Origin of the sequence: Streptomyces sp. IBSNAI002 (genome assembly GCF_052244475.1) — a bacterium.
Taxonomy (GTDB): domain Bacteria; phylum Actinomycetota; class Actinomycetes; order Streptomycetales; family Streptomycetaceae; genus Streptomyces.
On record NZ_JBQPXG010000002.1, the window covers coordinates 1,615,832 to 1,642,615 of the forward strand.

At 70.9% G+C, this 26,784-nt stretch carries 27 protein-coding genes and 1 pseudogene; 16 read left to right on the forward strand and 12 right to left on the reverse strand.

Features of this window, described 5'->3' with window-relative positions; all coding sequences use genetic code 11:
* Positions 1-55: 55 nt before the first annotated feature.
* The 5 genes from ACTVZO_RS07945 (at position 56) to ACTVZO_RS07965 (ending at position 5,015) form a co-directional block, all read left to right on the forward strand.
* Entirely contained in the window at positions 56-877 is an 822-nt protein-coding gene (locus ACTVZO_RS07945; RefSeq protein WP_443303083.1) for a hypothetical protein, read from the forward strand.
* Positions 877-2,124, forward strand: a complete 1,248-nt coding sequence (locus ACTVZO_RS07950; protein ID WP_443303084.1) for a DNA cytosine methyltransferase — start codon at positions 877-879, stop codon at positions 2,122-2,124. Before ACTVZO_RS07945 ends, ACTVZO_RS07950 begins: the two co-directional genes overlap by 1 nt.
* Positions 2,124-3,257 carry a DnaB-like helicase N-terminal domain-containing protein gene (locus ACTVZO_RS07955; protein ID WP_443297709.1) on the forward strand — a complete coding sequence of 378 codons (1,134 nt, stop codon included), beginning with the start codon at positions 2,124-2,126 and terminating at the stop codon, positions 3,255-3,257. Before ACTVZO_RS07950 ends, ACTVZO_RS07955 begins: the two co-directional genes overlap by 1 nt.
* Positions 3,258-3,324: 67 nt before the next feature.
* Positions 3,325-4,761 (forward strand): DUF317 domain-containing protein, encoded by a 1,437-nt coding sequence (locus ACTVZO_RS07960; RefSeq protein WP_443297710.1) that lies wholly within the window; start codon positions 3,325-3,327, stop codon positions 4,759-4,761.
* A complete protein-coding gene (locus tag ACTVZO_RS07965) occupies positions 4,758-5,015 on the forward strand; it encodes a DUF6233 domain-containing protein (protein WP_443297711.1) in 258 nt (85 codons plus the stop codon). The genes ACTVZO_RS07960 and ACTVZO_RS07965 overlap by 4 nt, the downstream gene beginning before the upstream one ends.
* 9 nt (positions 5,016-5,024) lie before the next feature.
* On the opposite strand, the gene ACTVZO_RS07970 is transcribed toward ACTVZO_RS07965, so the two are convergent.
* Complete coding sequence (locus tag ACTVZO_RS07970; protein ID WP_443297712.1) at positions 5,025-5,327, reverse strand: hypothetical protein; 303 nt, start codon at positions 5,325-5,327, stop codon at positions 5,025-5,027.
* Between the two features lie 1,012 nt (positions 5,328-6,339).
* Between ACTVZO_RS07970 and ACTVZO_RS07975 the strand changes: the two genes are divergently transcribed.
* The 3 genes from ACTVZO_RS07975 (at position 6,340) to ACTVZO_RS07985 (ending at position 7,989) form a co-directional block, all read left to right on the forward strand.
* A complete protein-coding gene (locus tag ACTVZO_RS07975; protein ID WP_443297713.1) occupies positions 6,340-6,621 on the forward strand; it encodes a hypothetical protein in 282 nt (93 codons plus the stop codon).
* Positions 6,622-6,756: 135 nt separating this feature from the next.
* Positions 6,757-7,173 carry a hypothetical protein gene (locus ACTVZO_RS07980; RefSeq protein WP_443297714.1) on the forward strand — a complete coding sequence of 139 codons (417 nt, stop codon included), beginning with the start codon at positions 6,757-6,759 and terminating at the stop codon, positions 7,171-7,173.
* A gap of 459 nt (positions 7,174-7,632) precedes the next feature.
* Positions 7,633-7,989: an FKBP-type peptidyl-prolyl cis-trans isomerase gene (locus ACTVZO_RS07985; RefSeq protein ID WP_443303085.1), complete on the forward strand. Its 357-nt coding sequence runs from the start codon at positions 7,633-7,635 to the stop codon at positions 7,987-7,989.
* A gap of 162 nt (positions 7,990-8,151) precedes the next feature.
* On the opposite strand, the gene ACTVZO_RS07990 is transcribed toward ACTVZO_RS07985, so the two are convergent.
* Positions 8,152-9,537 carry an NAD(P)/FAD-dependent oxidoreductase gene (locus tag ACTVZO_RS07990; protein WP_443297715.1) on the reverse strand — a complete coding sequence of 462 codons (1,386 nt, stop codon included), beginning with the start codon at positions 9,535-9,537 and terminating at the stop codon, positions 8,152-8,154.
* A gap of 79 nt (positions 9,538-9,616) precedes the next feature.
* Here ACTVZO_RS07990 and ACTVZO_RS07995 point away from each other — a divergent pair, with 79 nt between their 5' ends.
* From ACTVZO_RS07995 to ACTVZO_RS08005, 3 genes are all read left to right on the forward strand, one after another.
* Positions 9,617-10,873: a carboxylate-amine ligase gene (locus tag ACTVZO_RS07995; protein WP_443297716.1), complete on the forward strand. Its 1,257-nt coding sequence runs from the start codon at positions 9,617-9,619 to the stop codon at positions 10,871-10,873.
* A 281-nt stretch (positions 10,874-11,154) separates the two neighbouring features.
* A complete protein-coding gene (locus ACTVZO_RS08000) occupies positions 11,155-11,739 on the forward strand; it encodes an EF-hand domain-containing protein (RefSeq protein ID WP_443297717.1) in 585 nt (194 codons plus the stop codon).
* A gap of 528 nt (positions 11,740-12,267) precedes the next feature.
* On the forward strand, positions 12,268-12,555 hold the full coding sequence (locus ACTVZO_RS08005) for a hypothetical protein (protein WP_443297718.1): 288 nt from the start codon (positions 12,268-12,270) through the stop codon (positions 12,553-12,555).
* A gap of 13 nt (positions 12,556-12,568) precedes the next feature.
* On the opposite strand, the gene ACTVZO_RS08010 is transcribed toward ACTVZO_RS08005, so the two are convergent.
* The 3 genes and pseudogenes from ACTVZO_RS08010 to ACTVZO_RS08020 all read right to left on the reverse strand — a co-directional run bounded on the left by ACTVZO_RS08010 (position 12,569) and on the right by ACTVZO_RS08020 (position 14,741).
* Positions 12,569-13,462, reverse strand: a complete 894-nt coding sequence (locus ACTVZO_RS08010; protein WP_443297719.1) for an endonuclease NucS domain-containing protein — start codon at positions 13,460-13,462, stop codon at positions 12,569-12,571.
* A 526-nt stretch (positions 13,463-13,988) separates the two neighbouring features.
* Positions 13,989-14,108: pseudogene (locus ACTVZO_RS08015) on the reverse strand (HipA family kinase); the annotation flags it as partial.
* A gap of 18 nt (positions 14,109-14,126) precedes the next feature.
* Positions 14,127-14,741, reverse strand: a complete 615-nt coding sequence (locus tag ACTVZO_RS08020) for a cysteine hydrolase (RefSeq protein ID WP_443297720.1) — start codon at positions 14,739-14,741, stop codon at positions 14,127-14,129.
* Between the two features lie 76 nt (positions 14,742-14,817).
* Here ACTVZO_RS08020 and ACTVZO_RS08025 point away from each other — a divergent pair, with 76 nt between their 5' ends.
* Positions 14,818-15,291, forward strand: a complete 474-nt coding sequence (locus ACTVZO_RS08025; RefSeq protein WP_443297721.1) for a pyridoxamine 5'-phosphate oxidase family protein — start codon at positions 14,818-14,820, stop codon at positions 15,289-15,291.
* Here the strand turns inward: ACTVZO_RS08025 and ACTVZO_RS08030 are convergent.
* Entirely contained in the window at positions 15,288-16,190 is a 903-nt protein-coding gene (locus tag ACTVZO_RS08030; RefSeq protein ID WP_443297722.1) for a LysR family transcriptional regulator, read from the reverse strand. The two genes, ACTVZO_RS08025 and ACTVZO_RS08030, sit on opposite strands and share 4 nt — an antisense overlap.
* A gap of 74 nt (positions 16,191-16,264) precedes the next feature.
* Between ACTVZO_RS08030 and ACTVZO_RS08035 the strand changes: the two genes are divergently transcribed.
* Positions 16,265-17,245 carry a DMT family transporter gene (locus ACTVZO_RS08035; protein WP_443297723.1) on the forward strand — a complete coding sequence of 327 codons (981 nt, stop codon included), beginning with the start codon at positions 16,265-16,267 and terminating at the stop codon, positions 17,243-17,245.
* 41 nt (positions 17,246-17,286) lie between these two features.
* On the opposite strand, the gene ACTVZO_RS08040 is transcribed toward ACTVZO_RS08035, so the two are convergent.
* Positions 17,287-18,621, reverse strand: coding sequence for an aminotransferase class I/II-fold pyridoxal phosphate-dependent enzyme (locus ACTVZO_RS08040; RefSeq protein ID WP_443297724.1), 1,335 nt, complete (start codon positions 18,619-18,621; stop codon positions 17,287-17,289).
* A gap of 37 nt (positions 18,622-18,658) precedes the next feature.
* Here ACTVZO_RS08040 and ACTVZO_RS08045 point away from each other — a divergent pair, with 37 nt between their 5' ends.
* Positions 18,659-19,366, forward strand: coding sequence for a pyridoxamine 5'-phosphate oxidase family protein (locus ACTVZO_RS08045; RefSeq protein ID WP_443297725.1), 708 nt, complete (start codon positions 18,659-18,661; stop codon positions 19,364-19,366).
* On the opposite strand, the gene ACTVZO_RS08050 is transcribed toward ACTVZO_RS08045, so the two are convergent.
* Together ACTVZO_RS08050 and ACTVZO_RS08055 are read right to left on the reverse strand one after the other, a co-directional pair.
* Positions 19,348-20,331 carry a DMT family transporter gene (locus ACTVZO_RS08050; RefSeq protein ID WP_443297726.1) on the reverse strand — a complete coding sequence of 328 codons (984 nt, stop codon included), beginning with the start codon at positions 20,329-20,331 and terminating at the stop codon, positions 19,348-19,350. The genes ACTVZO_RS08045 and ACTVZO_RS08050 overlap by 19 nt on opposite strands.
* Before the next feature lie 166 nt (positions 20,332-20,497).
* On the reverse strand, positions 20,498-21,478 hold the full coding sequence (locus ACTVZO_RS08055) for an EamA family transporter (protein WP_443297727.1): 981 nt from the start codon (positions 21,476-21,478) through the stop codon (positions 20,498-20,500).
* Between the two features lie 173 nt (positions 21,479-21,651).
* Between ACTVZO_RS08055 and ACTVZO_RS08060 the strand changes: the two genes are divergently transcribed.
* Positions 21,652-22,080 (forward strand): type II toxin-antitoxin system Rv0910 family toxin, encoded by a 429-nt coding sequence (locus ACTVZO_RS08060; RefSeq protein ID WP_443297728.1) that lies wholly within the window; start codon positions 21,652-21,654, stop codon positions 22,078-22,080.
* Between the two features lie 89 nt (positions 22,081-22,169).
* On the opposite strand, the gene ACTVZO_RS08065 is transcribed toward ACTVZO_RS08060, so the two are convergent.
* On the reverse strand, positions 22,170-22,790 hold the full coding sequence (locus ACTVZO_RS08065; protein ID WP_443297729.1) for a PadR family transcriptional regulator: 621 nt from the start codon (positions 22,788-22,790) through the stop codon (positions 22,170-22,172).
* Positions 22,791-22,979: 189 nt separating this feature from the next.
* On the opposite strand from ACTVZO_RS08065, the gene ACTVZO_RS08070 reads away from it, so the two are divergent.
* Positions 22,980-23,801 (forward strand): PhzF family phenazine biosynthesis protein, encoded by an 822-nt coding sequence (locus ACTVZO_RS08070; protein ID WP_443297730.1) that lies wholly within the window; start codon positions 22,980-22,982, stop codon positions 23,799-23,801.
* 9 nt (positions 23,802-23,810) lie between these two features.
* On the opposite strand, the gene ACTVZO_RS08075 is transcribed toward ACTVZO_RS08070, so the two are convergent.
* The gene (locus tag ACTVZO_RS08075) at positions 23,811-24,632 is read right to left on the reverse strand and encodes a CPBP family intramembrane glutamic endopeptidase (RefSeq protein ID WP_443297731.1); all 822 of its coding nucleotides are present in this window, start codon (positions 24,630-24,632) and stop codon (positions 23,811-23,813) included.
* A 162-nt stretch (positions 24,633-24,794) separates the two neighbouring features.
* Positions 24,795-26,315 carry a glutamate-cysteine ligase family protein gene (locus ACTVZO_RS08080; RefSeq protein WP_443297732.1) on the reverse strand — a complete coding sequence of 507 codons (1,521 nt, stop codon included), beginning with the start codon at positions 26,313-26,315 and terminating at the stop codon, positions 24,795-24,797.
* Positions 26,316-26,784 lie beyond the last annotated feature (469 nt).

Below are 26,784 nucleotides of genomic sequence, written 5' to 3' on the forward strand. Positions count from 1 at the left end.
CCTCGCGAGGCAGGCAACCCGCAGGGAAAGATGTCTCGCACTTTCCGCCGAAGGAATACTCCCGCGAATCGACTTCGCGATTTTTGCCGACACAGGCTGGGAACCCCAGGCCGTTTATGATCACCTCGACCGGCTGGAACATGAGGTGGCCAAACCGGCCGGTATACCCATCCTTCGAGTTTCCTCAGGGAACATCAGAGATGACGCCCTGAACCCGGAGCGCAGATTCGCCTCTATGCCGCTCTATATTCTCAACCGAGACGGCCGCCCAGGAATGACCAGGCGCCAATGTACGGGCGAATATAAAATTAAGCCGATTAAACGACAGGTGCGCGAGCTGCTGGGATTCCCTTATCCGCAGCGGGTCCCCAAGGGTCTTTTCGTCGAGCAGTGGGTTGGAATATCTACTGATGAGTTTCATCGCGCCAAGGATTCCGACGTCAAGTACATGCGCAATCGGCACCCACTGATCGGCGATCTCAACTGGTCCCGCGCCGACTGTATACGCTACCTTTCCAGCACCGGCCTGGCAGATACACCTAAATCGAGTTGCCTCGGGTGTCCGTTCCACGGAAACGCTCAGTGGCGAAGTCTGAGGGACAGCTCCCCAACGGAATGGGATGACGTTGTCGCCTTCGACGCAGCAATCCGGAAGGGAAACGCGAGGGCCAATGCGTCGGGCAATCCGCTGCTGGGTGAGGCCTTTCTCCATCGCTCCCGTATCCCGCTCGACCTGGCCCCGATCGACCATGTCACCCGCTCGGAACGTGACGCCGCCGAACTCGACCTGCTGGAAAACGGTGTGGCTAACGGGTGCTCGCCCTGGGCCTGCCGGGGCGAGGAGCCGGAGCAGGACGACTTCGGGCTTGCCTCGTGATGGACAGGCTTGTGGTGGACCTCTTCGCCGGTCCTGGGGGCTGGAGCCATGCCCTGCATGTCCTCGGCGTACGGGACATCGGTCTGGAGTGGGACGAGTGGGCGTGCAAAACCCGTGCCCGCGCTGGCCAGTTGACGATCCGTACTGATGTGGCGATGTACCCGGTGTGGCCGCTGGTCGGCCGCACCCGCGGGTTCATAGCGAGCCCGCCCTGCCAGGCGTGGTCCATGGCCGGCAAGCGGCTCGGGCTGGTCGACCAGCCTCTCGTTCACCAGGCCGTCGCCGACCTCGCCGCCGGACGGGACACCCGGGCACAGCTGCTGACCGCCTGTAAGGACCCCCGGAGCCTGCTGGCCGCAGAGCCGATGCGCTACCTCCACGCCCTGCACTCGGTCGGCGAGCCGGAGTGGATCGCCATGGAGGAGGTCCCGGACGTCCTGCCGCTATGGCGGCAGTACGCCGTGATCCTGCGAGGCTGGGGCTTCTCCGTCTGGACCGGGATCCTCAACGCCGCCGACTACGGCGTACCGCAGACACGGCGGCGGGCGATCCTGCTCGCTTCCCGCACCCGCACCGCCGAACCGCCGCCACCGACCCACGCCCAGGCCGCCGAACCGGAGAGCCTGTTCGGGCCGGGCCGCGAGCGGTGGGTGTCCATGGCCGAGGCCCTCGGCTGGGGCGCCACCGACCGGCCCACCCCGACCGTCTGCGCCGGCGGCGGACCGGGCGGCGGACCCGAACCGTTCCCCTCCGGGGCCCGCAAGACCCTCACCGACGCCCGCGACCGCGGAACCTGGAAGACGCCCGCCCCCGGGCAGCGCACCAGCCGCAGGACACGTCCCGGCCGCCTGCGCCCGCCGGACACCGATGCCCCCATCTGCACCTGCGGGAAGCACCGCTGGTCCTGGTCCCTGCGCAGCAGCAACCAGGCCAACGCCACCGTCCGCAGAGCGAACGAGCCCGCCGGGACGCTGTTCTTCGGACACCGCGCGAACGAATGCGTGTGGGTCGCCGAACCCCACTCCCTCGAAGCCGACGAGGAGAGTCCGGCGCCGGAGTCGATCCGGATCACCGCCACCGAAGCGGGCGTCCTGCAGACCTTCCCCGCCGACTATCCCTGGGCCGGCAACAAGGGGCAGGCCTTCTCCCAGATCGGCAACGCCGTCCCGCCCCTACTGGCGGCCCATCTGCTGGCCCCGCACCTCGGCAAGACCCTCACCCGCTCCGACTTCACCCTGGCCGCCTGATGCCCAACCCCGCCTCGCAGCAAGAAGATTTGGCCCTGGACGACATACCTGCGGACCCGCCCGTCCGGTTTGCCGAACAGGCCCTCCTCGGCGCGATCATCCTCGAGCCCCTCCGGATCAAGACGCTCGGCCCGCTCGGCCCCGAGCACTTCAGCGTCCCGATGCACGGCGCCCTCTTCGCGGCAATGAGCGCGCTGACCCCGCCAGCCTCGGAGGTCCACGCCCGGGAACCGGTATGGATCACCGCCCTCCTCGACCGCGCCCGGCCCCATGCCCGCGGACTGACAGCCTCCTACCTCCACACCCTGACCGACGCCTGCCCCAACCCCAGTCACGCACCCGCCTACGCGCAGATGATCGTGGCCAACAGGGCCCGCCTCACCATCCGGGCCGCCGCGGAGCGTCTCGTCCAGGCAGCCACGGACCCGACGCTGCCGAACCCGGCCGCGCACGTCCTGGACCGTGCCGACGCGGTCGCCGCCGTCCTCGACGGCCTCACGGGGCTCTTCCCCTCACACCCCGGCTCTCTCCCCCGCACCGTGCTGCCGCCCCCACCGACCCGGGACACCGCACCCGGAACCGATACCGCCGGGGAGGAACAGCTACTGCTGTCGACGGCGGCCGCGCGCCCCGTCTACCTGCCCGAGATGAGGTGGCTGCGGCCCGAGGACTTCGCCGTCCCCCTTCACGGGGTCCTGTACCGGTGCATGACCTCCCTCGCCCACCGGGGCGATCCGATCGACGCGGTAACGGTGCTCTGGGAAGCCCAGCACCATGGCCTCCTCGCCTCCGGGACGACCGCCACGGAGGTGCTGGACATGCTCGCCGCCCCGGCCGGATCGCCGGAGCATTGGGGCGAGCAGATCCTGCAGCGCTCCCTCCTCCACCACGCCCACACCACCGGCCTGCACATCCACGCCTACACCGACGACCCCGCAAACACCCTGCACCAGCTGATCACCGGCAGCCGCCGCGCACTCGCCGACCTCGGCGCCGTCCGAGCCCGATGGCAGCACGCCACCCGCCCGCCGTCCGTCAGCCCCCCACGCACCAAGCCCGCCCCAGCAGCACGCGCCGGTCCGCCCGCCCCACGCCCTACCAGCGTCGCCGGCTCATCGCGGGCCTCGCGGTAACTCCTTCTCCGCCCTCCGAGCGGGTCCGGCCAGCCACACGGCTGACCGGACCCGAGAACCGAGCCCCATGCCCCAGACCAGTCCCGCAGCTCCTCATGTCCGCCTCGCTCTTCATCCCGACCACAGCAGCGCTGTCGTCGCAATCCTCAACGACCACGGCGTAGGCCGCGACCTGTCGCACGAGTTGCTCGCCCTGTACCACTTCCACTGGGTCGATGACCGAACAGCGGTGCTGGCACGCATCGACCATGACGAGCCCTACTACGCCAACCAGGCTGCCCTCGCGCTCCTGGAGAAGGGCGCCAGGGTAGAGATCGACTCCGCCCTCCAGACGGAGATCGACACGGAGTGGACGTACGGCAACTACCCCATGCCCTATCTGGATCGGAACGGGATCCGGGAGGTCAGTGCCGAAGCCCAGCGGATCCACGACGACATCGCCTCCGGCCGTCTCACCATCCACCTCCATGCCCACGACGGATGGACGACCGTCGCTGTCGGCACCTACCAAGGCGGCAGGAGCGTCTACTTGCACGGCGAGGACTATCTCCGCCAGGAGGTCACGGACTACGAATCCGAGGCCGAGGCAGTGGCGGACTTCCAGCGCCAGCACTCTGTCGCCGTCCGCCCCGGGCCGGCCCCCGTTACCGACATCGAGCGCGCTGCCGTCGCTGCCATCACCACGCCGCCCTCCGATGGGCCGACCCCGACCCCGGCTTCGGCCCCGGACCCGGACGCGGCCCCGGCCCCGAGCCTCGCGCCCAGCGAGCCGTCGCCGGAAGCAGTGCCCGTATACGCCGCTGACCCTGGCGACCACGAAGACCTCCTTGATCGATTCTTCGCCTCGCAGGACGAATGGGAGAAGGTGCGCACGTGGTCCGACGGCACCACCATCGCCAACCACGAATCGCTGGCCCTGCGAGTGCAGTTCTTCCACGAGGCCTATCCCGGTGCGCCTGACGCCTGGACGATCGCTTCGTACGAGTCCCCGGTCGGCGAACGCCTCTGGCAGGCCACGGCCACCCGTAGCACCCCCGTCGATATCGTGCGCGCCTTGCTCGACAGCCTCGCCGCTGGCAACGGCTGGGGTCCGGGACCAGCCACGGCTGTCACCGACAAGACGCTCGCCGAGGCCACCCGCTACCTCGCCGAGACAGGCTGGCCTCTGACCGTCAGTGCCCGACTGGTGGAGTGGACCGCACCCAGCGAGGAACCCGCTGGCGTCCGCTTCGACACCTTCGCCGCCTCACGGCCAAGCACCCCACTCGACGCATGGACCGTCTGGGGTGGAAACACGCCCGACCAGCCAACTTGGTCCATACGGCTCTCGACGCACACACCCGCAGCCCTACTCCAGGACATCACCTTCGAACTCGCCCACGGCAAAGGACACCGGCAGCCTCACACCGGCACCACCCGCCCCAAGGCCCACCTGCCCGAACCTGGCACTGTATCCCACCCCCACAGTCCCCCGGCGAGTACCTGGAGCCGCCGTCGGTCGTGAAGGAAGAGGGAACTGGGGCCGCGCCGCGTCCTGCTGGGTGCTGGCGAAGGGCCAGCGGCCGCAGGCCCGGCCGGGGCGCCGTCCACGCCGTTGACTGCGCAGAGGCCCCGGCGGGGACACCGGTGCTCAGCCTGGAACAGGCCCTGGACGCGGCACTACATCCGGGCACCCGGCTGTGCTCTCTCTGCGGGGCCGCAGCCGAAGTCGGCCCGGTCCTCAAGGGCTTCGACCCCGGATGCGGCACCGAGAACTAGCTTTGGGAACTACGGGGCGCGGTGGATCAAACCGACCGCGAACCACTGGACCAAGGTGGAGGCCAGGTGGACCGCCATCTCCGCTTCCTGCTGCGTTTCGAGCCGGGTGCCGTTCTGCGAGCCGTGCCGGGAGGTTTGGCCTTGCCACAGGCGACGCATCATGTCCGCTATCAGCAAGATATCGTCGCCAGCGCCCGCAGCCGCAATTGCCGTGGTGAACCGCTGAGGCCCGTTGCGGATCTCCCCAAGCATGCTGCCGAGCGTCGCCTTCGTGTTGTTCGGCTCGATCAGGGCCTGGGCCGCAGACTCCACTGCTTTGATCGCTTCGCTGTATGCCTTGGAGGGGTCCGGGTTGCGCCCGTACGTACATTGCCAGGCCGTTGCCAGATGATCAGCAGCGGACCCGCAGCTCGGTGTCCGGGACGCGGCAAGCGAGTGGGACAGGGATTGCTGCGTCGTGGGGCCGACTCGAAGCTCCAGCCGGTCCGCGCATCGTTCACACGGTAAGCGGAGCCTCCAAGCGTCAACATGTCCTGCAGAACGTCGATGGCTCTGTTCCGATCGGCAGTACCGGGCACGTAGCGGCTTGTGTCGAACCTGTAAGCCCGCGGGCTACCGGCTTCCGGCTTGGGCGGTGCGCTAAAGCGCAGCATCGTGTTGATGACGTCGAGCAGCTGCTCGCCGGTGGTGCTGCCTGCCAGGAACTTGGCAGGCGAGTACTCATACCTACCTGTATCCACACGCAGCCGCAGGTGCAGGGCAACTCTCTGAGCGTTCTCCTCGTCCTCTTGCAGAATCGCCATAACCCACTGCCGCAAGGGGATCTCTAGGTGTGCGGGGACGCCCTCATCGAGGGCGTCATCCACCGATCGGCGCGGCTCTGCCACCAGCGGCTGTTGCTTCTTGCGGCCACTTCTGAACATGCACGAACCGTAGCGCTACCCCCTGACACATGCCGAGAGTTTCCCAGACTGGCGGTGTAGTGGTCGGCGCCCGGCGGGGCGGACTGCGCGGTCTTTTGGCTCGCGCCGGAGAGGCTGCTGGGGGCTGGACGGGTGGACTTCGGCGACACCGGTGATGTGTGCGCCTCTGCGAAAACGATCACTCTGTGGCGTGGCCCGCAACGATGCCCCTGAACCGCTCCTGATGGAGGGAGCGCCGAGGGATGAGGTTGTGAAGAGATTGCGTTCTATCAGGCTGTCCAAGCCGGTACTGGGATGTGCTGTTCTTGCTGTCGTGGCGGCGGGGGTGACGGGGGGGCGTCGCGCTCGCGGATGACGCGCCGGTCAAGGCGTTCGCTCCGTACGCGTCGGCGTCCGCGCTGGTGGAGGCGGACGGCAGCCGCCCGATCTCCAAGGGAATCAAGTCGCTCACCAAGCCCAGCACGGGCGAGTACTGCGTGACGTTCGACGATGCCGCGAACATCAAGGTCGCGCGGAGCACGCCGGTCGCCACCCTGTACGGGCATGAGGGCACCAGCCCCTGGGGGTGGACCGTCTACGTCAACACCCAGCCCAGCATCGCGTGCGGCGGAGCGGCGAACACCCTCACCGTGTTCACCGGCAGCAACAGCGGCCCGGCCGACTACCCGCTCCTGGTTCCCTGACCACCCCCGCACCAGCCCTGCCGGAGACGAGACCGCCGATACAGGTCAGCTCCGGTGGGAACGCCGTCCTGCCTGATGATCTAGCCGGCCGGCCGGCGAGAATCGCGGCGGCAGACGGCCGAGAAGGAAACAACCATGCGAACCCCCATGCCCCAGACCGGCCGTGTCCTCGCGCTCGTCCTCGCCGCCGTGACATCAGTCCCGTTTCTGGCCGGTACCGCCTCAGCGGTGGACTTGTACGCGCCATACGCCCGGGCCGCCGCGAAGGTGTCCGCGGTCGGCACCCTGCTGGCTGAAAAGAACGTCTCCTCGTCGAGGCGGAGCACCGCTCAGGCCAACAACACAGGAGTTTTCTGCGTCAAGGTGTCGGATCCGGACATCGACCTCAAAGACGCGGCACTCGTGGCCACGGTCAACAACAACCGCGCGATGATCACCGCGATCGGCAACCCGCACAGCTGGTGCGGGAACGACGCGACCACCATCACGGTCGTGCTCACCGACAGCGCCGGCTCCGCCGTGGACGCACCGTTCACCGTCGCCGTGCTGTAGGAACGGCGCAGGCCGCGTAGGCGGGTGGGACACCAGGGCAAGGCCCGGGCAGAGTCGCTTCAGCCCGCGCCGATCTGGCGTGCACGGTCAACCCCGGTGCCCACCCGTTGTGCAGTCACCAGCCCCGCGCTTCGCGGCGGGGCTGGCAGCGTCGTGCTACGGGCAGAGGCATCTGCGGTGTTCCGCAAAGGCGTCCGCGCACGGGCCGGGTTCGGGGCTTGTTTTCGGCGGGATGAACGCGAGCCACTTGGGCGGCGAGATCGGGAGCCGTTTGTGAACTCGTGAATGCTCTCTCCTCGATGAGATCGACGCGCGGCGGCCCATGTCGCTGGTCCACGTTTGAGTGACGGCGCGCCAGCCGGGTTTCGCGGGGCTGGGGTGGGGACTATGTGGTGGACGCCGACGACGGGTCGGCCATGCCGGACGAGGAGTACGAGAGTGGCGCTCGAGAGGCTGGAGATGGATTTTCCTGAGGGAGAGCCGCCTTCGTATCTGGATATCACGGACATTACGGTGGGGAACGGGGCCGAGGCGGCCAAGGGCTCGACGGTGTCCGTGCACTACGTCGGCGTGGCCCACTCCACAGGCGAGGAGTTCGACGCCAGCTGGAACCGCGGCGTACCGTTCGACTTCCCCCTCGGGGCGGGAAGGGTCATCAAGGGCTGGGACATGGGCGTAGCGGGCATGAAGGTCGGCGGCCGTCGGAAGCTGGTGATTCCCCCGCACCTTGCGTACGGCGATCGCTCGCCATCGCCCGCCATCAAACCCGGTGAGACGCTCCACTTCGTCGTCGACCTGCTCGCTGTCGACGACTGAGCCGTCGGCCGGAAGAGATCCAAGTGGACTAGCTGGCCCACGGCCACGCCATGGGCCAGCGCAGTCTCCGGTGCACCAGTGCCCCTCGCCCGAGGTGGCTCTCGAATCCGTTGCCGGACTGGCTCCCGAATCACCCGCTCAATACAGGGGGCTGGCTGTGTGTCAGGCAGGGCGGAGGGTGGGGTAGGGGGTGAGGGTGAGGTAGTGGCCTGCGGCTGCGTGGTCGGGGGTGGTTGGCAGGGGGAGCATGTGGCTGGTTCCGTGGCCGCTGAGTCCCGGGCCGGTCAGGCCGGCTACGGGGTTGCGGAGCTTGGCGTAGAGATGTGCGAGGGAGAGGGAACGGGCGTCGTGGAGGTCTTCGGCGCCGGTGATGATGTTGAGGAACGATTCGTGCAGCCGCAGGGGGCGTTGGTCGCGGTGGCTGAGTTGCTGGGCTTGCCGGAAGTAGGCGTCGCGGCCGTCGTGGATGCGGTAGAACGCGCCGACGAGGATCAGCAGGCGTTCGTAGGCGTTGCGGTAGGCGGTCTGGTAGAAGGCCTGTGCGGCGTCCGCTTCGACTTCGCTGTGCAGGACGGCGGTGATCGCGGCAGCGGAGAGCAGCCCGCTGTACATGGCCAGGTGCACGCCGGTGGACAGCAGGGGGTCCAGGAAGCAGGCGGCGTCGCCGGCGAGGTACCAGCCCGGCCCGCAGAATGCTTCAGCGGTGTAGGAGTAGTCGCTCTCGGTCTTCAGCGCGGAAGCCTGGCGGGCCCCGTGGAGGATCCGCCCCAGCAGGGGGCACCGGCCGAGTGCTTCCTCGTAGACGGCGTCGATGGAACCGAGGGTGTCGCGGTCCTGCTGGAAGGAGCGTTTGTCGGTGACCAGGCCGACGCTGAGGGTCCCGTCGTGGAGCGGGATGGCCCACAGCCAGCCGTGGTCGGGCAGCGAGAACACGCCGATCGAGCCTTCCGGGGCCTGCGGCAGCGCGGTGGCGTCTCGCCAGTAGCCCCACACGGCGACGTTCCTAAAGACGTCGTGGACCCGCCGCGTCCCCAGCTGTCGGGCGCCCAGTACTCCGGCCCGGCCCGTGGCGTCGACCAGGTGCGTGAAGCCGATGCTCCCGCCGCTCCCGTCCTCGTCCAGCCACGCCGCGGACACCGCCCGCCCCCCTTCCAGGTCGATGCGGCGTACGCGGGTTGCCTCCCGTACGTCCGCCCCGAGGTGGCGGGCGTGGTCGAGGAGCAGCTGGTCGAATTCGGAGCGGATGACCTGGAAGCTGTACGGAGCCTCCCTGTCGGGGCCGTCGAAGCCGAGCGCCCACTCCTGGCCGCCCCACCCGTAGAAGGCCCCCCTCTTGCGGACGAATCCGTGACGCTCGACCGTCTCGCGGACGCCCAGGATGTCCAGCACCGGCAGCAGCGAGGGCAGCAACGACTCCCCGATGTGATACCGCGGGAAGCGTTCGCGTTCCAGCAGCACCACGTCGAACCCTTGCCGCGCCAGCAGCCCCGCGGCCGTCGCCCCCGCCGGTCCGCCGCCGGCGACCACCACCTGCCTGTCCTCACGCACGCACATGCCCCGTCCACTTGAGGTAACTGCCGATTTCGCCTTCTGCCCCGCGCCCGCTGCCCGTGCCAGCATGACCACCATGACGAGTACAGGGCACACGCCGGCCGTCACACAATCACCAGCCCTCGGCCATGGCCGAACCCCACCCCCTGCCGCACGGCTCACCCCCTTCGCCCCGCTCACTGTCGGCGCCGAAGAAGAATTCCTCCTCGTCGACCCCCTCACCCGCGAGCTGCGCCCCGACGCCGAGAAAGTCGTGGCCGAAGCCGCCCGCGACCTCGGTGACCGCGTCGGCCCCGAGCTCACCCGCTACCAGGTCGAGACACGCGCCGACCCCCACACCCGCCTCGCCGACTTCGCCGACCAGATCCGCACCACCCGCCGCTCACTCGCCCACGCCGCCGCCCGCCAGAACCTGCGCATCATCTCCACCGGTACCCCCGTCCTCTCCCCGTCCGGCCCCCCACCCCTGACCGACGGCCCCCGCTACGCCGCCAGCGCCGCCATGTTCCGGGCCCTGGACGACGAGCAGATCGCCTGCGCCTGCCACATCCACATCGGGGTACCCGACCTCGCCACGGCCCTGAAGATCAGCAATCACCTGCGGCCCTGGATCCACGTTCTGATCGCCCTGTCGGCCAACTCGCCGTACTGGCAGGGCCGCGACACCGGCTATGCCAGCTGGCGCACCACCACCTGGGGACGCTGGCCCGTCGCCGGCCCCCCGCCGTACTTCGAATCCCCCTCACACTTCGAGGACCTCATCGCGAACCTCCTCGCCAGCGGCACGATCATGGACTCCGGCGGCCTGTACTGGGACATCCGCCCCTCCCACCACCAGCCCACCCTCGAGTTCCGTGCAGCTGACGCCGCCGCCACTCCCGAGGACACCGCGTTGCTCGCCGGTATCGTCAGAGCGCTGACCGCGACCGCCATGACTGCCATCGACGCGGGCGAACCGGCCCCGCAACCCGCCCCGGAACTCTTGCGGGCCGCCGGCTGGCGAGCAGCCCGCGACGGCATCACCGGCCACAGCCTTGACCCCCTCACCGGCCACCTGACGCCGGCCACCACGCACATCGACCGACTCCTGGCCCACCTGCAACCCGCACTCCACCACCACGGCGACACCCACCTCGTCCACACGCTCTGGTCCCGGCTACGTGCCCAGGGCAGCCGCGCGGACGCCCAACGCGCGGCCCACCGCCACCGCGCCCGCCTCACCGACGTCGTCGACCACCTGATCACCACCACAGCCCCGCAGCCCGACCAGCCGCGGACCTGCGTTGAACAGCCGAGCGGCCCTCACCGAAGGAACCGGTGGGGCCAACGGTAAGCCCGGATAGCAATGTCCCCGGCCCGCGGCCGGAGCGGCATGGTCCAGGGCAGCGGCGCTGCCGTCCAGGGCATGCCGTCACCGTGCCGCATCCAGGCCGTTCAGAGCCCCTGGCGGCCTTTCGGGACGGGCGACGTCCGCGAGCACCGGGCCGGGCCAGCCTGATGGGCGCGGTGCCATATCCGCGACTGCGGCTCGCCGCAGAGGGGCATCCGGACCCGGCAGGGTGACATCCGGTCCGCCCCGAGCGGTTCTGCGGGCGTGCCCGATGCCTACCAGCTATGTCTGAAGCACCCGGCATCCCCCGCATCAAGGAATTCGTGATGAGCCAAGATCTGCTGCGCCGCAAGTACGAGCACCGGTTCGACCTGCTGGACAGTGACCGCGACGGATACATCGAAGAAGAGGACTTCACCGAGCTCGGCAGCCGCGTCATCCGCGGCCTGGGGGAGCCCGTAACCTCGCCCAAAAGCCATGCCGTACGCGAGTCCAAGGCGCACTACTGGCGGTCTGTCACCGAACTGGCGCGTGTCGACGGCGCGGGGCGGATCTCCAAGCAGGCTTTCGTGGCGGGCCTGGCCGAATCAGCCAGCCCCCAGCAAGTCACCGCCATGGTCCGCCCGGCCATCGAGGCCGACCTCGCCATCGCCGACCGCGACAACGACGGCATGGTGGACGTCGAGGAGTTCAAGTCCCTCTACCAGGCACTTGGTGTCCCCTCCACCGAAGCCGAAGAAATCTTCCGGGAACTCGACCGCAACGCCGACGGCGAACTGACGCTCGAGGAATGGCTTGCCGCCGCGATCGAATTCTTCACCTCGACCGACCACAACGCCCCCGGCAACCGGATCCTCGGCAAGGCGTAACCGCCGAACCCACACCATGCCCCGGCGGGGAGTACCGAGCCCGCGCTCGGGGCGGCACGCCGTCGCGCCGGGCCCGTGCCGTCACCGGCTGCCGGGCCCAGTTCGGGGAAGCGTCCCTCGCCTGCCTGTGGCACGGCCGCGACCCTGCCGTGGAGCCGACGGCCTTGCGTAAGGGCGCGCCCCTCCGCGTTCGCGGAGCCATCCGCCCCTCCAGGCCAGGGATCGGGCGATGGAGCGCATCGGGTGGGGCGTGGGGCTCTTGCCCAGCCTGTCGCCCGGCAGGGGCCGAGGGGACCGGCTAACCCCGTCAGGCACCTTCAGGGGTGCAGGGGACAGGCTTCTGCTGCCCCCCACCGCGGCGAGCAACTCGCCGCGCTGGGATCGCTCTCCCTATACGAGCACGAACTGCATATCGGAACGGAGCAACTGCCCCTCGCGGGAATCGCCGCGCATTGTGAGCCTGCCCGTTCGGGCAAGAAGGCATACCTATATGTCACTCACCCTGACGGCCAATCCGAGCTCCACCCGGTGGATACCGACGACCCCGAGGAGGCTGTCCGACAGTTCAGCGTCCGCCTTCAAAATGCCATCGTCGCTGGCAGCAAACTTCGCAAGCAACGCTCCCGCGCGATCGAGAAGGCAGAAGAAGCTCTGGAGAGAGTACGCGCAGACACGGCCGCGGTGGATTCTGCCCGCCAGGAGGTGGACACCATAGCCACCAAACACCGCGAAGACACCCGCGTGGAGACAGCCCAAGCTGACCTGGAAGCCGCCCGCGACCGGTGGGAAGAGACGACGGGACGCCGCCCCCGCTGATTCCCCAGCCTGGCTATGCCACCGCGTAGCTCTGGCGGAAGTACTCGACCGCGCGCTCCAGATCGCGTTCGGACTGAAGCGTGAGTTCCAGGTCGCCGGTGCCGTGGTGGCCGAGCCCCGTCACATCGCGGGCGAAGCCGGGCACGAGGTCGACCGTCGCCGGGTCAGCCTTCAGGTAGACCACCAGCTTGGCCTTCTTCGGCGAGACCAGGCACGCATAGTTCTGCATGCGCCGGTAGGCGGTGTAGGTCTGGTTCGAGACCTTCGTGAGGTCCTCGCCGAGTCCGAGCAGCACCTCGTCGACCGCTGCGGCCAGCTCCGCCATGGCCCCGGCCTCCGTCCCGGTCCGCTGCGCCTTCGCCGTACCCCGACTCCGGCTCCCGGCCTTCGGCGCCGCAGCACGGCCGGCGAAGGAGGCCACCGTCTCAAGGCCGACGTGCTCGCTGCCGAAGTACCGGTAGCGGACCAGGTCGATGGCGTGCCGGTGCTCGCGGACGGCGTGGATGTCGTAGCGGGTGAAATCGCCAGCCACGCAGATCAGCCTCGGTGCGCTCCACAGCACCTGGGCCGCGACGTGAGCCCCGAGCCGGTCACGGACCAGGTGCCGGAACGTATCCCGGTGGTCGAGCAGCCAAGCCATGTAGAAGAGGCCCTGGTTGATCACGCCCGCGTCAGTGCCCCGCTTGTACTCGACGATCACCGGGCCACCGTTCTCGTCGATGCCCAGCGAGTCGACCCGGCCGCCGTGGACCGGTCCGGTGCTGTACTCGCTCGCCAGGAACCGGACTCCGAGCATGGTCTGCATGTGCGCCTCGATGAGGTCCTGCACATCGGCCTCGACCTCAGCCAGACGCGGCGCGACCTCAGTCACGCCGCTCTTCGTGTTGAACAACTTCAGGCCCGACACCTCCCCCTCCGCATTGACCTACCGGCAACGCGCAGTCAGCCAGATCTATTTCCGGCAGGCGGGATGTCCCGGAGCCCACTCCCGATCATCACCGTAAGCGGCCAACCCGAAGGCTGTGCCCGGGGCCGAGTCGGACTTCACCGAGTGCAGCAGGCACAAAAGAGCCGGCTTCCGCACCAGGGTCTCACCCTGGTGCGGAAGCCGGCTCTGTCAGGTTGGCGCCCTATCAGAAGGACCTCGCGATCCCCCGTTGGGTGCAGCTGCTGGCTGACGTGTACCGCTCGCCCGCAGCCCTCCGACTCCACCTCACGCTCAGTACGCTTCCGGCCCTTGTATCGTCCAGCCTCTGTCGATCGCCTGGGCCAAGCCCGAGCCGACCTGCTGGGGAGTGGCTGGGGAGTTCCGAGGCCAGCCGGGGAGTTCCTGGGGAGTTCCAGCCACGTAAGGCGGAAAGACCCTGAAAGACCCAGAAAGAAGCCGCACCGCAGGTCAGCGGCACACGAGAAGGCGAAAGCCCAGCTCAGAGCCCTAGACTCGGGGACTTCATGACGTAGGTACCGAGGTCGTCGGCCTCGACGATTCCCGGGAGCGAGCCGCCCTCACGCAAGGGCGTGACGTAACGGGTCGCGATCACTTCGGACAGCATCCGCCCAGGTTACGGGGGTCAGCCCGCGGGAGCCCACTGCGTGAGGAGCGCTTCGGCCGTGGTGATGGTCGCGACCAGTGCGAGGGAGTTGCGGATCACCTCGGCGGTGCAGGAGGAGGGCACCCCCGCGATGGCGTCGGCGGGGACCACGACCTGGTAGCCGAGGTTCACCGCGTCGAAGACGGTGTTCGGGATGGCGATGTTGGAGGAGACCCCGGTGACGACCAGGGTCCGGACGCCGAGGTTGCGCAGCAGGGCGTCCAGGTCGGTTCCGGACATCGGCGAGAGCCCGTGCAGCCGGCGGACCACCAGGTCCTGTTCTGCCACGGCGAGCGGCGCGGCGAGCCGCACGGCCTCGGTGCCGGCGATCTGGCGCACGGGCAGCTTCCCGGCGGCACGGAACAGCCGCGCGTTGGTGTTGGCCCCGCGCCCGTCCGGCCGCCGCTCGGCGACGGCGTGCAGCACCTGTACGCCGGCCCCGCGCGCGGCGTCGGCCAGCGCGGCCACCCGCTCCAGCATCCCCGATTCCCGGGCCTCCTTCGCGAGCTCGGGCAGTGCGCTCTCCTCGCCGACGACGCCGTTCTGGCACTCGACGGTGAGCAGCGCGGTGGTGGCGGGATCGAGATCCGGCATGGCTCCCCCTGGCGTATCGGCCGACGAGCCCGCATGATTCCTGACACACAGTCAGATGTGAAGGGGTGCGGGACGGATGGACGAGACAGGCCCGGGAAGGACACAGCGGCGGGGCCGCCGGATCATGATGACCGACGAGGAGGTGGACGCCTTCCTCCGCGAGCAGCGCACCTGCCGCGTGGCCACGGTCTCCTCGGACGGCCGCCCGCACGTGGGCGCCCTGTGGTTCGCCTGGGACGGCACCTCCCTGTGGCTGTACTCGATCACCCGCAGCCGGCGCTGGTCCGACCTGCGCAAGGACCCGCGGATCTCGGTGGTCGTGGACTCCGGGGAGGCGTACGACGAACTGCGCGGCGTGGAACTGTCCGGCAGCGCCGTCTTCGTGGGCGAGGCCCCGCGCACCGGTGAGCCCTGCCCGGAGCTGGCGGAGGCCGAGCGGATCTTCCCGGTCAAGAACTTCGGCATCGAGGAGATGCCGCACGACGGGCGCCACGCCTGGATCCGCCTGACCCCGGAGTCGGTCGTCTCCTGGGACTTCCGCAAGCTCTAGGGGGTGTCCGCGGCGGCCCGCTTCAGCGCGTCGACGGCCGCCCGGATGGACGGGCGGCGGTCGGCGTCCGCGCGCCAGACGGCGTACACGTGCCGGCGCACGGAGTCGCAGACCGGCAGCAGCCGCACCCCGGCCGGTATCGGGCCGCGGCCCAGCTTCGGCGCCACGCACACCCCGAGCCCGGCCTCCACGAAGGCCAGCTGGGTGTGGTGCTCCTCCGCGATGTGGGCGATGCGCGGCTCGATTCCCGTACCGCGGAGGGTGAAGACCAGCCACTCGTGGCAGAACTGCCCCTCGTTCCAGGAGATCCAGTCGTCGGCGGCGAACTCGGCGAGGGAGACCTCCGTCCGGCCGGCCAGCCGGTGACCGGACGGCACGGCGATGTCGACGGAGTCGTCGAGCAGGTGCGCCCGGGTCAGCTCGGCGGGCACCGGCATCCGCTTGTTGTGCCAGTCGATGGCGAGCGCCATGTCGAGATCGCCGCGCACGACGGCCGCCATGCTCTCCTCGGGCTCCTGCTCGCGGACCAGGGCCCGCAGGTCGGGCTGGCCGTCGCGCAGGTCACACAGGGCCCGGGGCAGCAGGCCTCGCATGGCGGTCGGGAAGGCGCCGATGCGCAGCTCGCCGACCGCGCAGCCCCGCTGGGCCTCCACGTCGGCCTGGGCGCGCTCCACCTGGGAGATGATCCGGGCCGCGTGGTCGGCGAGCAGCCGCCCGGCGTCGGTGAGCCGGACCCCGCGCCCGTTCCTGGCCAGCAGGGGCTGGCCGACCTCGCGCTCGAGTTTGGCCATCTGCTGGGAGACGGCGGAGGTGGTGACGTGGAGTCCGTCGGCCGCGCCGCTGACCGAGCCGTGGCGGGCGAGGGCGTCGAGGGTGCGCAGGCGCTCCAGGTTCAACATGTAAGCAATGCTACGCCGTCAGACCGAGAAACTCTCGCTTGTTCTACGAAGTTGATACGCGCACAGTAGGCGGCATGAGCGCACCGACCGTCTCCCGCCCCACCCTCTCCACGACCTCACCGCCCGCCGCCGCGGGCACCCCCGGCATCCCCGGCACCCGGCGGGGCGTCCTCCTGGACTGGCGCGTCCGCTTCGCGATCCTGTCGGTCGTCTGGGGCTTCAGCTTCCTGCTGATCAAGGTGGGCACGGAGGCGTACGCACCCTTCCAGGTGGCCCTGGGCCGGGTCCTGTTCGGTGCGCTCGCCCTCGTCACCGTGCTGCTCGTCCGCCGCGAGCCGCTGCCGCGGGGGCTGCGGACCTGGGGTCACCTCGGCGTGGCGGCGATGCTGCTCAACACGGTTCCGTTCTCGTTGTTCGCCTACGCCGAACTGAGCATCCCGTCCGGTCTGGCCGGGATCTGCAACGCCACGTCGCCGCTGTGGGGCATGGCCCTGTCCCTGGTCGCGCTGTCCGAGGACCGCCCGACGCGCCGCCGCGTGGCGGGGCTGGGCCTGGGCTTCCTCGGCGTCCTGACCGTCCTCGGCGCCTGGCAGGGCTTCTCCGGGGTCGACGCGAAGGGCACCGCGTTCGCCCTGCTGGCCTCGCTCAGCTACCCCGTCGGCTGGATCTACGTCCGTCGCACGCTGGCCGGGACCCCCGGCTCCCCGGTGGCCCTGACCGGCGGCCAGCTGATCGTCTCCACGCTCCAGCTCGCCCTGGTCAGCACCCTGTTCACGGCCGCCCCGACCTCGTTCCCGCTGTGGCCGACCCTGTCGGTGGTCGCCCTGGGCGCGCTCGGCACGGGCATGGCGCTCCAGATGCAGTACGGCCTGGTCGCGGAGATCGGCCCGACCACGGCCCAGATGGTCACCTACTTCATCCCGGTCATCGCCACCGCCGCGGGAGTCGTGGTCCTCGGCGAACAGCTCCACTGGAACACGCCGGTGGGCGCCGCGATCGTCCTGGCGGGCGCCGCCCTCACCCAGACCCGCCCCGGTCCCCGCAAGCCCGCCTGAGCCCCGCCGGGCCCTCCGGGCCCGGGGCCGGCGGCCCGCGGTCAGACGTAGCGGACCCCCACCACCCCCGGGCGGACCGCGGCCGCCACGGCGTCCGCCAGCCCCGGCACGTCCGCGACGGCCACCTGTGACACCGTCAGCCGCACGCCCGGTTCCGACTCGACGCGGAACCGGGCTCCGGCCGTCACCGCCCAGCCCGCGGCCAGCAGCCGCGTCACCACACCCGTCTCGTCGGCCACCGGCACCCACACGTTCATCCCGGTCCGCCCGTGCGCCCGTACGCCCCGCTCGCCGAGCGCGGCGACCAGCGCGTCGCGCCGCTCCCCGTACGAGCGGGCGACCGCGGTCCGGTCCACCGCGCCCGAGGTCCACAGCTCCACCACCGCGTACTGCAGCAGCCGGCTCACCCAGCCGGGACCCAGCCGCTGCCTCCCGCGCACCCGGTCCAGCGTCACCGCGTCACCCGTCAGCACCGCCAGCCGCAGATCCGGCCCGTACGCCTTCGCCGTCGACCGCACCAGCACCCAGTGCCGGGTGACCCCGCCCAGCGGATGCAGGGGCAGGTCCACGATCGCGTGCCCGTGGTCGTCGTCGATCACCAGCACCCCGGGGTGGGCCGCCAGCAGGGCCCGCAGCTCCCCGGCCCGCTCCGCGCTGACCGCGGCCCCGGTGGGGTTCTGCGCGCGGGAGGTCACGACCAGCGCCCGCGCCCCGGCCTCCAGCGCCCGCGCGACCGCGTGGACCTGCGGCCCCTCGTCGTCCACGGCCACCGGCAGCACCCGCAGCCCGAGCGCCGGGACCAGGTCCAGCACGCTCCCCCAGCCCGGGTCCTCCACCGCGACCGCGTCCCCGGGGCGCAGGTGCGCGGCCAGCACCCGTTCGATCCCGTCCAGGGCGCCCGAGGTCAGCGCGACGGGCCCGGCCGGCACCCCGTCCGCGTCGAGGTCCGCCCGGGCCAGCCGCGCCAGTTCCGGGTCGACCGGGTCCTGGCCGTACAGCGTCGGGGCCTGTGCGTACCGCCGCGCGGCGGCCGCCAGCGGCCCGTCCAGCGAGGGCAGCAGGTCCACGTCCGGATTGCCGGCCGTGATGTCCCGTACGCCCGCCGGCACCGCCATCCGCAGGGCGTCGCGGGGCGCGCTGGACGGACGGGCGCGCACCCGGCTGCCCCGCCGCCCGTCGGTCTCGATGACCCCGCGCTCGCGCAGCGTCCGGTACGCGGCCGCCACGGTGTTGGGGTTCACCCCCAGCTCGGCCGCCAGCTCCCGCATCGGCGGCAGCAGCGCCCCCGGCGGGAGCGCGCCCGATCCCACGCCCGCTTCGACACTGGCCGCGATATCCGATGCGCGGCGCCCAACGATCCGATAGTCTCCTAGCACAAACCCCATTATGCACTAGTACAACGGAGTTCGCATCATGACCGCCACGCCCGCCACGGAAGCACCCGCGCCGTCCGAGCCGACCACTGCGTCCGACGCGTACGAGCCCACCGACCGCACGCTGCCCACCCGCTCCCGCGACCGGGCGCGCTACGACCGCGAGACGGTCCACTCGATACTCGACCAGGCCTACATCTGCCACCTCGGCTTCGTCCGCGACGGCGCCCCGGTGGTGCTGCCGACCCTCTTCGGCAGGGTCGGCGAGGCGCTCTACATCCACGGCTCCACGGGTTCGCGCCCGCTGCTCGCGGCCGGCAAGGCCGACCCGGGACTGCCGGTCTGCGTGACCGTGACGCACGTCGACGGCCTGGTGCTGGCCCGCTCGGCCTTCCACCACTCGCTCAACTACCGCTCGGTGGTCGTACACGGCACGGCCTACCAGGTCACGGACGAGGAGGAGTGCCGGATGGCCCTGGACGCCCTCGTCGACCACGTGGTCCCGGGCCGCTCCGCCGACTCCCGGCCGGCCAACGCCAAGGAGCTCGCCGCCACCGCGGTGATCCGCCTGGACCTGACCGAGGTCTCCGCGAAGATCCGTACCGGCGGGCCGAACGACGACCCCCAGGACATGGGGCTGCCCTACTGGGCGGGCGTGGTCCCGGTCGCTCCCGCGTACGGGACACCGGTCCCGGCAGCCGACCTGACCCCCGGGACCGCCACCCCGGACTACCTCGCGGCGCTCTGACCCGACACCTCGGGGACACGGACGGGCCGCACGGCCGGCCCGTCCGCCGGCCGCCGCGCCTCGGCCACGATCAGCGCACCCACCGCCGCCAGCAGCAGTACGGTGCCCAGCACCACCGCGCCGGTCAGCCGCTCGCCGAGCAGCAGTACGGCGATCACAGCCGCGCTCACCGGCTCGATCAGCATGATCACGGACACGGTGGCGGCCCGGACGGCGGCCGCTCCGGTGAAGTAGAGCGCGTACGCCAGGGCCGTCGGCACGGTGGCGACGTACACCAGCAGCCAGAGCACCCGGCCCGGTTCGGCGGTGTGCGGCAGCAGCCCCTCCGCGGCGGCGAGCGGCAGCAGGCACACCGTGCCCACCGCGACCGACCAGGCGGTGGTCACCAGCGGATCCCCGCCCGCCCCGCGCCGCCCGAGCCAGCGGGCCCGCAGGGTCATCCCCGCGTACCCGGCGGCCGACACCAGCGCCCAGCCGACGCCGGCGGGGCGCACCTCGCCGCCCCCGCCGCCCAGCACCAGGACGGCGAGCCCGGCCAGCGCCCCGGTGACGGCGGCGGCGCCGCCCCCGCCGAGGCGCTCACCCATCCAGTACCGCGCCCCGAGCGCGATCAGCACGGGCCCGGCGCCCAGCGTGACGACGGTGCCGACGGCGAGGCCGGTCTCGCGCACGGCCGCGAAGTAGGCGGCCTGGAACAGGGTGAACAGCAGTCCGGTCACGATCAGCGAGCCGGCCGAGGGCCGCACCCGCCCGGACCCGGATCCCGGGCGGGTCCGCCGGCGTACGGCGAGCACCCCGAGCAGCACCACGAGCCCGCCCGCGCACCGCCAGAACGACAGGGAGAGCGGACCGAGGTCACTGGCGAGGAAGAGGAGGGAGGCGGCCGCCCCGGCGGTGCCCCAGGCGGCTCCGGCGACGACGAGGTACAGCAGACTGCGCCCGGCAGCGGGCGAATGGTTCGACACGTGGTTCTCCGCGCATGCGTGAAGGATGAGAAGAGCAGGTCATCGCTTCGCGGGCAGCGCTCACCCGCCCGGGAACTCCCCGGGCCGGGGTACTCGTTCGAGGAAGTGCCGCCCGCGCTAGGCGGAGGCGGGAGGGGGAAGCACGGTCGAAGGCATGACCGCCACCCTAGGCGCTGGTGGTCTCGCGGTCCACCGCGGCCGGACCGGCGCCCGCCGCAGCGGCGGCGGCAGGGGCCGTGGCCGGCGCGGGGCGCGAGGACTGCGCGATGAAGGCGCCGCCGAGCACGAGCCCGCCACCGACGATCTGCCAGGTGGAGAGGTGCTCGCCGAGCAGGATCCAGGCCAGCACGGTGGCGACCACCGCCTCGAGGAAGGCCACCACGCCCGCGATCTGCGGCGAGAGCCTGCGCACGGAGACCACGCCGGTCAGGTACGCGAAGACGGTCGCGATCAGCACCACCCAGCCGTACAGCAGCGGCGCGGGGACCATCAGGTCGCCCAGGGCGGCCTCCCCGCCGAGCACCTGCCAGTCCATCTCCCACGGCCTGGCGATCACCGTCATCACCAGGGTGCCGATGATCATGCCGTAGGCGATCACCCCGAGCGGATCGGGGGCGTCGTCCTTGTCCGCGCCCTGGTCGGCGAAGACGAAGTAGAAGGCCTGGCACAGCGCGGCGCAGAGGCCGAAGAGCACACCGAGCGCGTCGAGCCGCAGTCCGGCCCAGATCTCGACCACGCAGGCCAGCCCCACGACGGCCACGGCCGCTCCGGCGGCGGCGCCCCGCGTGACGGGCTTGCGCTGGACGAAGCGGATGTAGCCGAGCAGCAGCGCCGGGCCGAGGTACTCCAGCAGCAGGGCCACGCCGACCGGGATCCGGGACAGGGAGGCGAAGTAGAAGGCCTGCACCCCGGCGACGGCCACCAGCCCGAAGCCCGCGAGCAGCGCGGGCCTGCGCAGGACGAGGTCACGGTGGCGCCAGGCCAGCGGGGACAGCACGAGCGCGGCCCCGGCCACCCTGAGCCAGACCATGTGGAGGGGGTCCAGACCCGCCTCGATCAGCGGCTTCGCCGCCACCCCGGAACCACCGAACGCGACCGCCGACACGAGGGCGAGGCCCAGTCCGGCGTTTTTCCCTGACGCTTGCATCGGGCCATCATGGCAGGCGCTCGTCAGGAGCCTCACGGGCGTGACACCTGTTGAGACGGAGACGAGACCGGGGCTCGTACACCCCTCCAATATCTGACAGGTCGTCAGTATTGAATGTTCCGCCGACCGGGGCTACGTTCCGCCGCACGTACCCGACGAGAAGGGGTGGTCGCATGGCCGAAGTCACCGCGGAATCACGCATCGAGGCGCCCGCCGCGAAGGTCTGGTCCCAGCTGACGGACTGGGACGCGTACGGCCAGTGGAGCATGACCCACACCAGTTTCCCGAAGGGCGGCCCGGAGACCCTCGCGGTCGGCGCCACCTTCGCCGAGAACATGAAGATGATGGGCTTCCCGGCCGAGGTCGTCTGGACCGTCTCGGAGCTGGAGGACGAGCGCCTCTTCGCCATCACCGGCAAGGGCCCGATGGGCGTGGCCGTCCTCACCCGGTACACCCTGGTCCCGGACGGCGGGGCCACCACGGTCCGCATCGACGGCGAGTTCACCGGCGCGGCCGTCTCCCTGATGGCGGGCAAGCTCAAGGACTCGGCCACCGCCGCGCTGAACGAGTCGCTGCGCAAGCTGGCCGGCCTGGTCGCCTGACCCCTTCAGCCCCACCCCCCAGCACGTACGACGGCGCGCCCCGCGAGTGACTCGCGGGGCGCGCCTTCGTGATCGCCCGGGCCGTCCGGTCAGTGCTCGTCGGCCAGGATCAGGTAGAGCTTCTTGCGGGCGTCGTTGATGACCGCGACGGCCTTCTCCCGCTGCTCGGGGGTGCCGGTCTTGAAGACCTGGCCGAAGGCCTCCATCAGGCCGATGCCGGCCGTCCGGACCTCCTGCATCGCCTCGAAGTCGAAGCCGCGCCCGGCATCCGCCCAGGGGGCGTCCGGGCCCGACTCGGCCTCGGTGCTGCCGGCTTCGGTGAGCGTGAACAGCTTCTTGCCGCCCTCGCTCTCACTGGTGATGAGCCCCTCGTCCTCGAGCAGCTGCAGGGTCGGGTAGACCGAGCCGGGGCTGGGCTTCCAGGCCCCGCCGCTGCGCTCGCCGATCTCCTGGATCATCTCGTAGCCGTGCATGGGCCGGTCGGCGAGCAGCGCCAGGATCGAGGCGCGCACGTCACCGCGGCGGGCCCGGCCCCGAGGTCCCCCGCGCCCGCCGCGCCCGCCGAACGGTCCGCCGCCGAAGGGGGGACCGAACGGCCCGAAGGCGGCGCGCCGCCCCTGGAACTCCCCTCGACGATCGGGCCCGCAGTGGCCGTGGCCCCGGCCGTGCTCGTGTCCGTGGTCATGTCCGTGCTGTCCGCGTGAACGCATGACTGCGCTCCTTTCGTCTCGTACGTCGGTTTCGCGTCGTATCGGTTGTCCGGTGTCTCTACTATCGATGATCCATCGCGATGCGTCAACGATATATCGGAAACTTTCTCAGTGAACAGCCCCGGACCAGTCCAGTCACCCGGGATTGGCCTTTGGCGGCGATCGGAAAGCCGTCCTACCTTCGATTCCATGCGCATCCGAATCGTCGACGCCTTCACCGACCGCCCCTTCCACGGCAACCCCGCCGGAGTCCTGCTCCTCGACGGCGCGTTCCCCCCGGACGCCTGGCTCCAGCAGGTCGCCGCAGAGGTGAACCTGTCCGAGACCGCCTTCGCCCACCCCCTGCCGCCCGGCTCGGGCGCCGACTGGGCGCTGCGCTGGTTCACCCCGGCGGGCGAGGTCGACATGTGCGGCCACGCGACCCTCGCGACGGCGCACGTCCTCGCCACGAGCGGACTCGCCGACGGGCTGGTCCGCTTCACGGCCCGCTGCGGCATCCTGACGGCCGAGACCGCCGCGGACGGGACCGTCACCCTGGACTTCCCCACGTCCTCGCTCACCCCGGCCCCGGCTCCGGCCGCCGTCGAGCACGCACTCGGCGGCGCGCCGATCCTGTCCGTGCACGACACCGCCGCCCACATCGGGGACCTGCTGATCGAGCTCGCCGACGAGCGGACGGTCCGCGAGCTGGCGCCGGACCACGCCGCCCTGCGGGCCTTCGCCAGGCGCGGGGTGATCGTCACCGCGCAGGCCGAGGATCCCGCGCGCGGGTACGACTTCGTCTCCCGCGGCTTCTTCCCCGCGTTCGGGATCGACGAGGACCCGGTCACCGGCAGCGCCCACACCGCGCTCGCCCCGTTCTGGGCACAGCGCCTGGGCCGCACCGAGCTGACCGGCCTCCAGGGAGGCGCGCGCCAGGGGCTGGTACGGGTGAGTCTGCGGGGCGAGCGCACCCTGCTGACCGGCCACGCGGTGACCGTCCTGGACGGGGAACTCCTCACCGCCCCCTGACCGGGCCGGCTACGGCGTCGGCAGCCAACCCACCTTGCCCGCGAGCAGCGCGTACCCGCCGAAGGCCACGATGTCGAGCAGCGCGTGCGCGACGACGAGGGGCCCGACCCGGCCCCAGCGGCGGTAGGCCAGGACGAACACGACGCCCATCACCACATTGCCGATGAAGCCGCCGACGCCCTGGTAGAGGTGGTAGGAGCCGCGCAGCAGGGAGCTGGCGAGCAGCGTGGCCATCGGCGACCAGCCGAGCTGGTCCAGCCGCCGCAGCAGGTAGGCCAGCACGATGACTTCCTCCACCACCGAGTTCTGCACCGCGGAGAGGACCAGTACGGGGAACTTCCACCACACGTCGGGCAGCGCCTCCGGCACCACCGTGAGGTTGAAACCGGTGGCCTGCGCCGCCAGGTAGAACAGCAGCCCGGCGCTCCCGATCCCGGCCGCGACCAGAGCGCCCCGCCCGAGGTCCCACAGCGGGCGGGTGCGGTCGAAGCCCAGCGCCCGCAGGCCCGGCGCGCCCTCACGGGTGAGCAGGTGCGCCACCAGCAGTACGGGAACCAGCGCGCTCGCGATGCCGAACAGCTGCCAGGCCAGGTCCAGCCAGGGGCGGCCGGGCGCGTACGAGCCGTTGAGCGTGGCGGCCTGGTCCCCCAGCCCGCCCGGCTTGGTGAGCGAGCCGATGAAGCTGATGAGCGCCGAGACCCCGCTCGCGCCCAGCGACAGCGCCAGGACGAGCAGGGTCTCGGTGCGCAGGACGCGCCGCGCCCCGTCCGCATCCAGTTCCACGACCACCGGCTCCGGCTCCGCCCGCACGCCCGACTCCCGTCCCGCCATCCCGATACGACCACCCCATACTGCCTCCTCGCGGAGCGGCGGGCGGCCCGGGGGCCACCGCCGGCGGCACAGCGGTCGGGCGGTACGGCGCGTACGGGCGCGTACGGGTGGATGCGGGCGCGTGCGGGTACGTGCGGGTGCGTGCCGACGGGAATCGGGAGGTCAGCCTCCGGCGGCCACCTCCTCCCCCGGCCCCACGGGCCAGGTGTGCACGGGGTCGCCCTTGTGCATCAGCTCGGTGTACCGCCGCGTGGTCGCCGCCAGCGCCGCGTCGCGGTCCAGTCCGGACGCGAGCGCCCGGTGGTAGGTGTCCACCTGCCAGGTCGCCCCGTTCGCCCGCCGCCGGCAGCGCTCCTCGATGATGCCGAGGTAGCGGTCCCGGTCCGCGGGCTCGATCCCCCACGCGTCGAGGCCGGCCGCCGCCATCGGCAGCAGCTCGTCCAGGACCAGCCGGACCGCGGGCACGCTGGCCAGGCCCCCGGACCGCCCCCGGCGCGGCCAGCGCAGCCGTGCGTCGATCCCGTAGCGGCAGGCCGCGTCGAAGTTGGCCTCCGCCTCGGCGAAGGGCAGCCGGGTCCACACGGGGCGCGGCTCGTCGGCGAGGGTGCGTACGAGCCCGTAGTAGAAGGCGGCGTTGGCGACGACGTCGGCGACCGTGGGCCCGGCCGGCAGCACCCGGTTCTCGACGCGCAGGTGCGGCACCCCGTCGGCGACCCCGTACACGGGCCGGTTCCAACGGTAGACGGTGCCGTTGTGCAGGACCAGCTCCTGGAGCCCGGGCACCCCGCCCTCGGCGAGCACCCGCAGCGGCTCCTCCTCGTCGCAGATCGGCAGCAGGGCCGGGAAGTAGCGGACGTTCTCCGCGAAGAGCTCGTACGCCGAGTCCACCCAGCGCTCCCCGAACCAGGTGCGCGGGCGCACCCCCTGCGCCTGGAGCTCGGGCGGCCGGGTGTCGGTGGCCTGGGTGAACAGCGGAGGCCGGGATTCGCGCCACAGCTCTCGCCCGAACAGGAACGGCGAGTTCGCACCGACGGCTATCTGCGCGGCGACGACCGCCTGGGCCGCGTTCCACACGTCCGCGAACCGTGCCGGGGTCACCTGGAGGTGCAGCTGTACGGAGGTGCAGGCGGCCTCCGGCACGATCGACCCGGTGTTCCACACCAGCCGCTCGACGCCGTCGATGTCGAGCGTGAAGTCCTCGCCGCGCATCATCAGGATCTGCTCGTTGAGCAGCGAGTAGCGGTCGACCGCCGAGAGGTTGGCGGTGACCAGGTCCTCTCGGGTGATCGTCGGCAGAATGCCGATCATCACCACTCCCGCGTCGATCTCGGCGGCCTGCCGGTGGGCATAGCCGAGACCCGCGCTGAGTTCCTCCGCGAGCTGATCGAATACCCGGCCGCCGAGGCGGTGCGGAAGGACGTTCACCTCCAGGTTGAACATTCCCAGTTCGGTCTGGAAATCGGGGCTCGCAATCCGCTCCAGCACCTGGGCATTCACCATTCTCGGCAAACCGTCGGCGCCCGCGAGATTCAGCTCGATCTCCAGTCCCATCATGTTCTTCGGACGATCGAACCTCTTCTCCGCCAGAAGTCGCTCCAGCCCCTCCAGACACTCGTGAAGCTTCCTTCGATACCGCTGCCGATCGGACAGGTCGAATCCGCCTGCCACGACCTTCTCCCCCATCGAAGCGTCCCTCCTCGAGTGGGCCTGGCCCGGTGGCGCCCAGGCGCGCGTGTACGGTCGATGATGCCCCGGCAGCGTGATCCATAACGCGGCGGGGGCGTGCGTGGCGAGGAGCGCGCGCCGGTTTGGCCGACGGGCGGTTTGGCACATTCACTTGGCAAGTCGATTCATGCAAATTCCGCGTCGACTTTGCCTGTTCCCGATAACCGGCGCTTTCCAGCCGAGCCCCTTTCCGGTAACCTCCGAGGTCAGCGCGGCATGTTCGCGCCTATCCGGCATGAATGCCATGTCAGCGGGACCGGTAAGCGCCTTGTCGGCAATGGGCGGGACAGCTAGCCGAAACACTGCGTGAACACATGTCGTATAAACTCCGCAAACGAGGCAGAGAGTTGGCGCGCGGCCATTGCCCCTCAGCCCCCCTCTGGCCCCAGAATGCGACAGCGCCGTCCGCACCTGCCCCCGTTCCAGG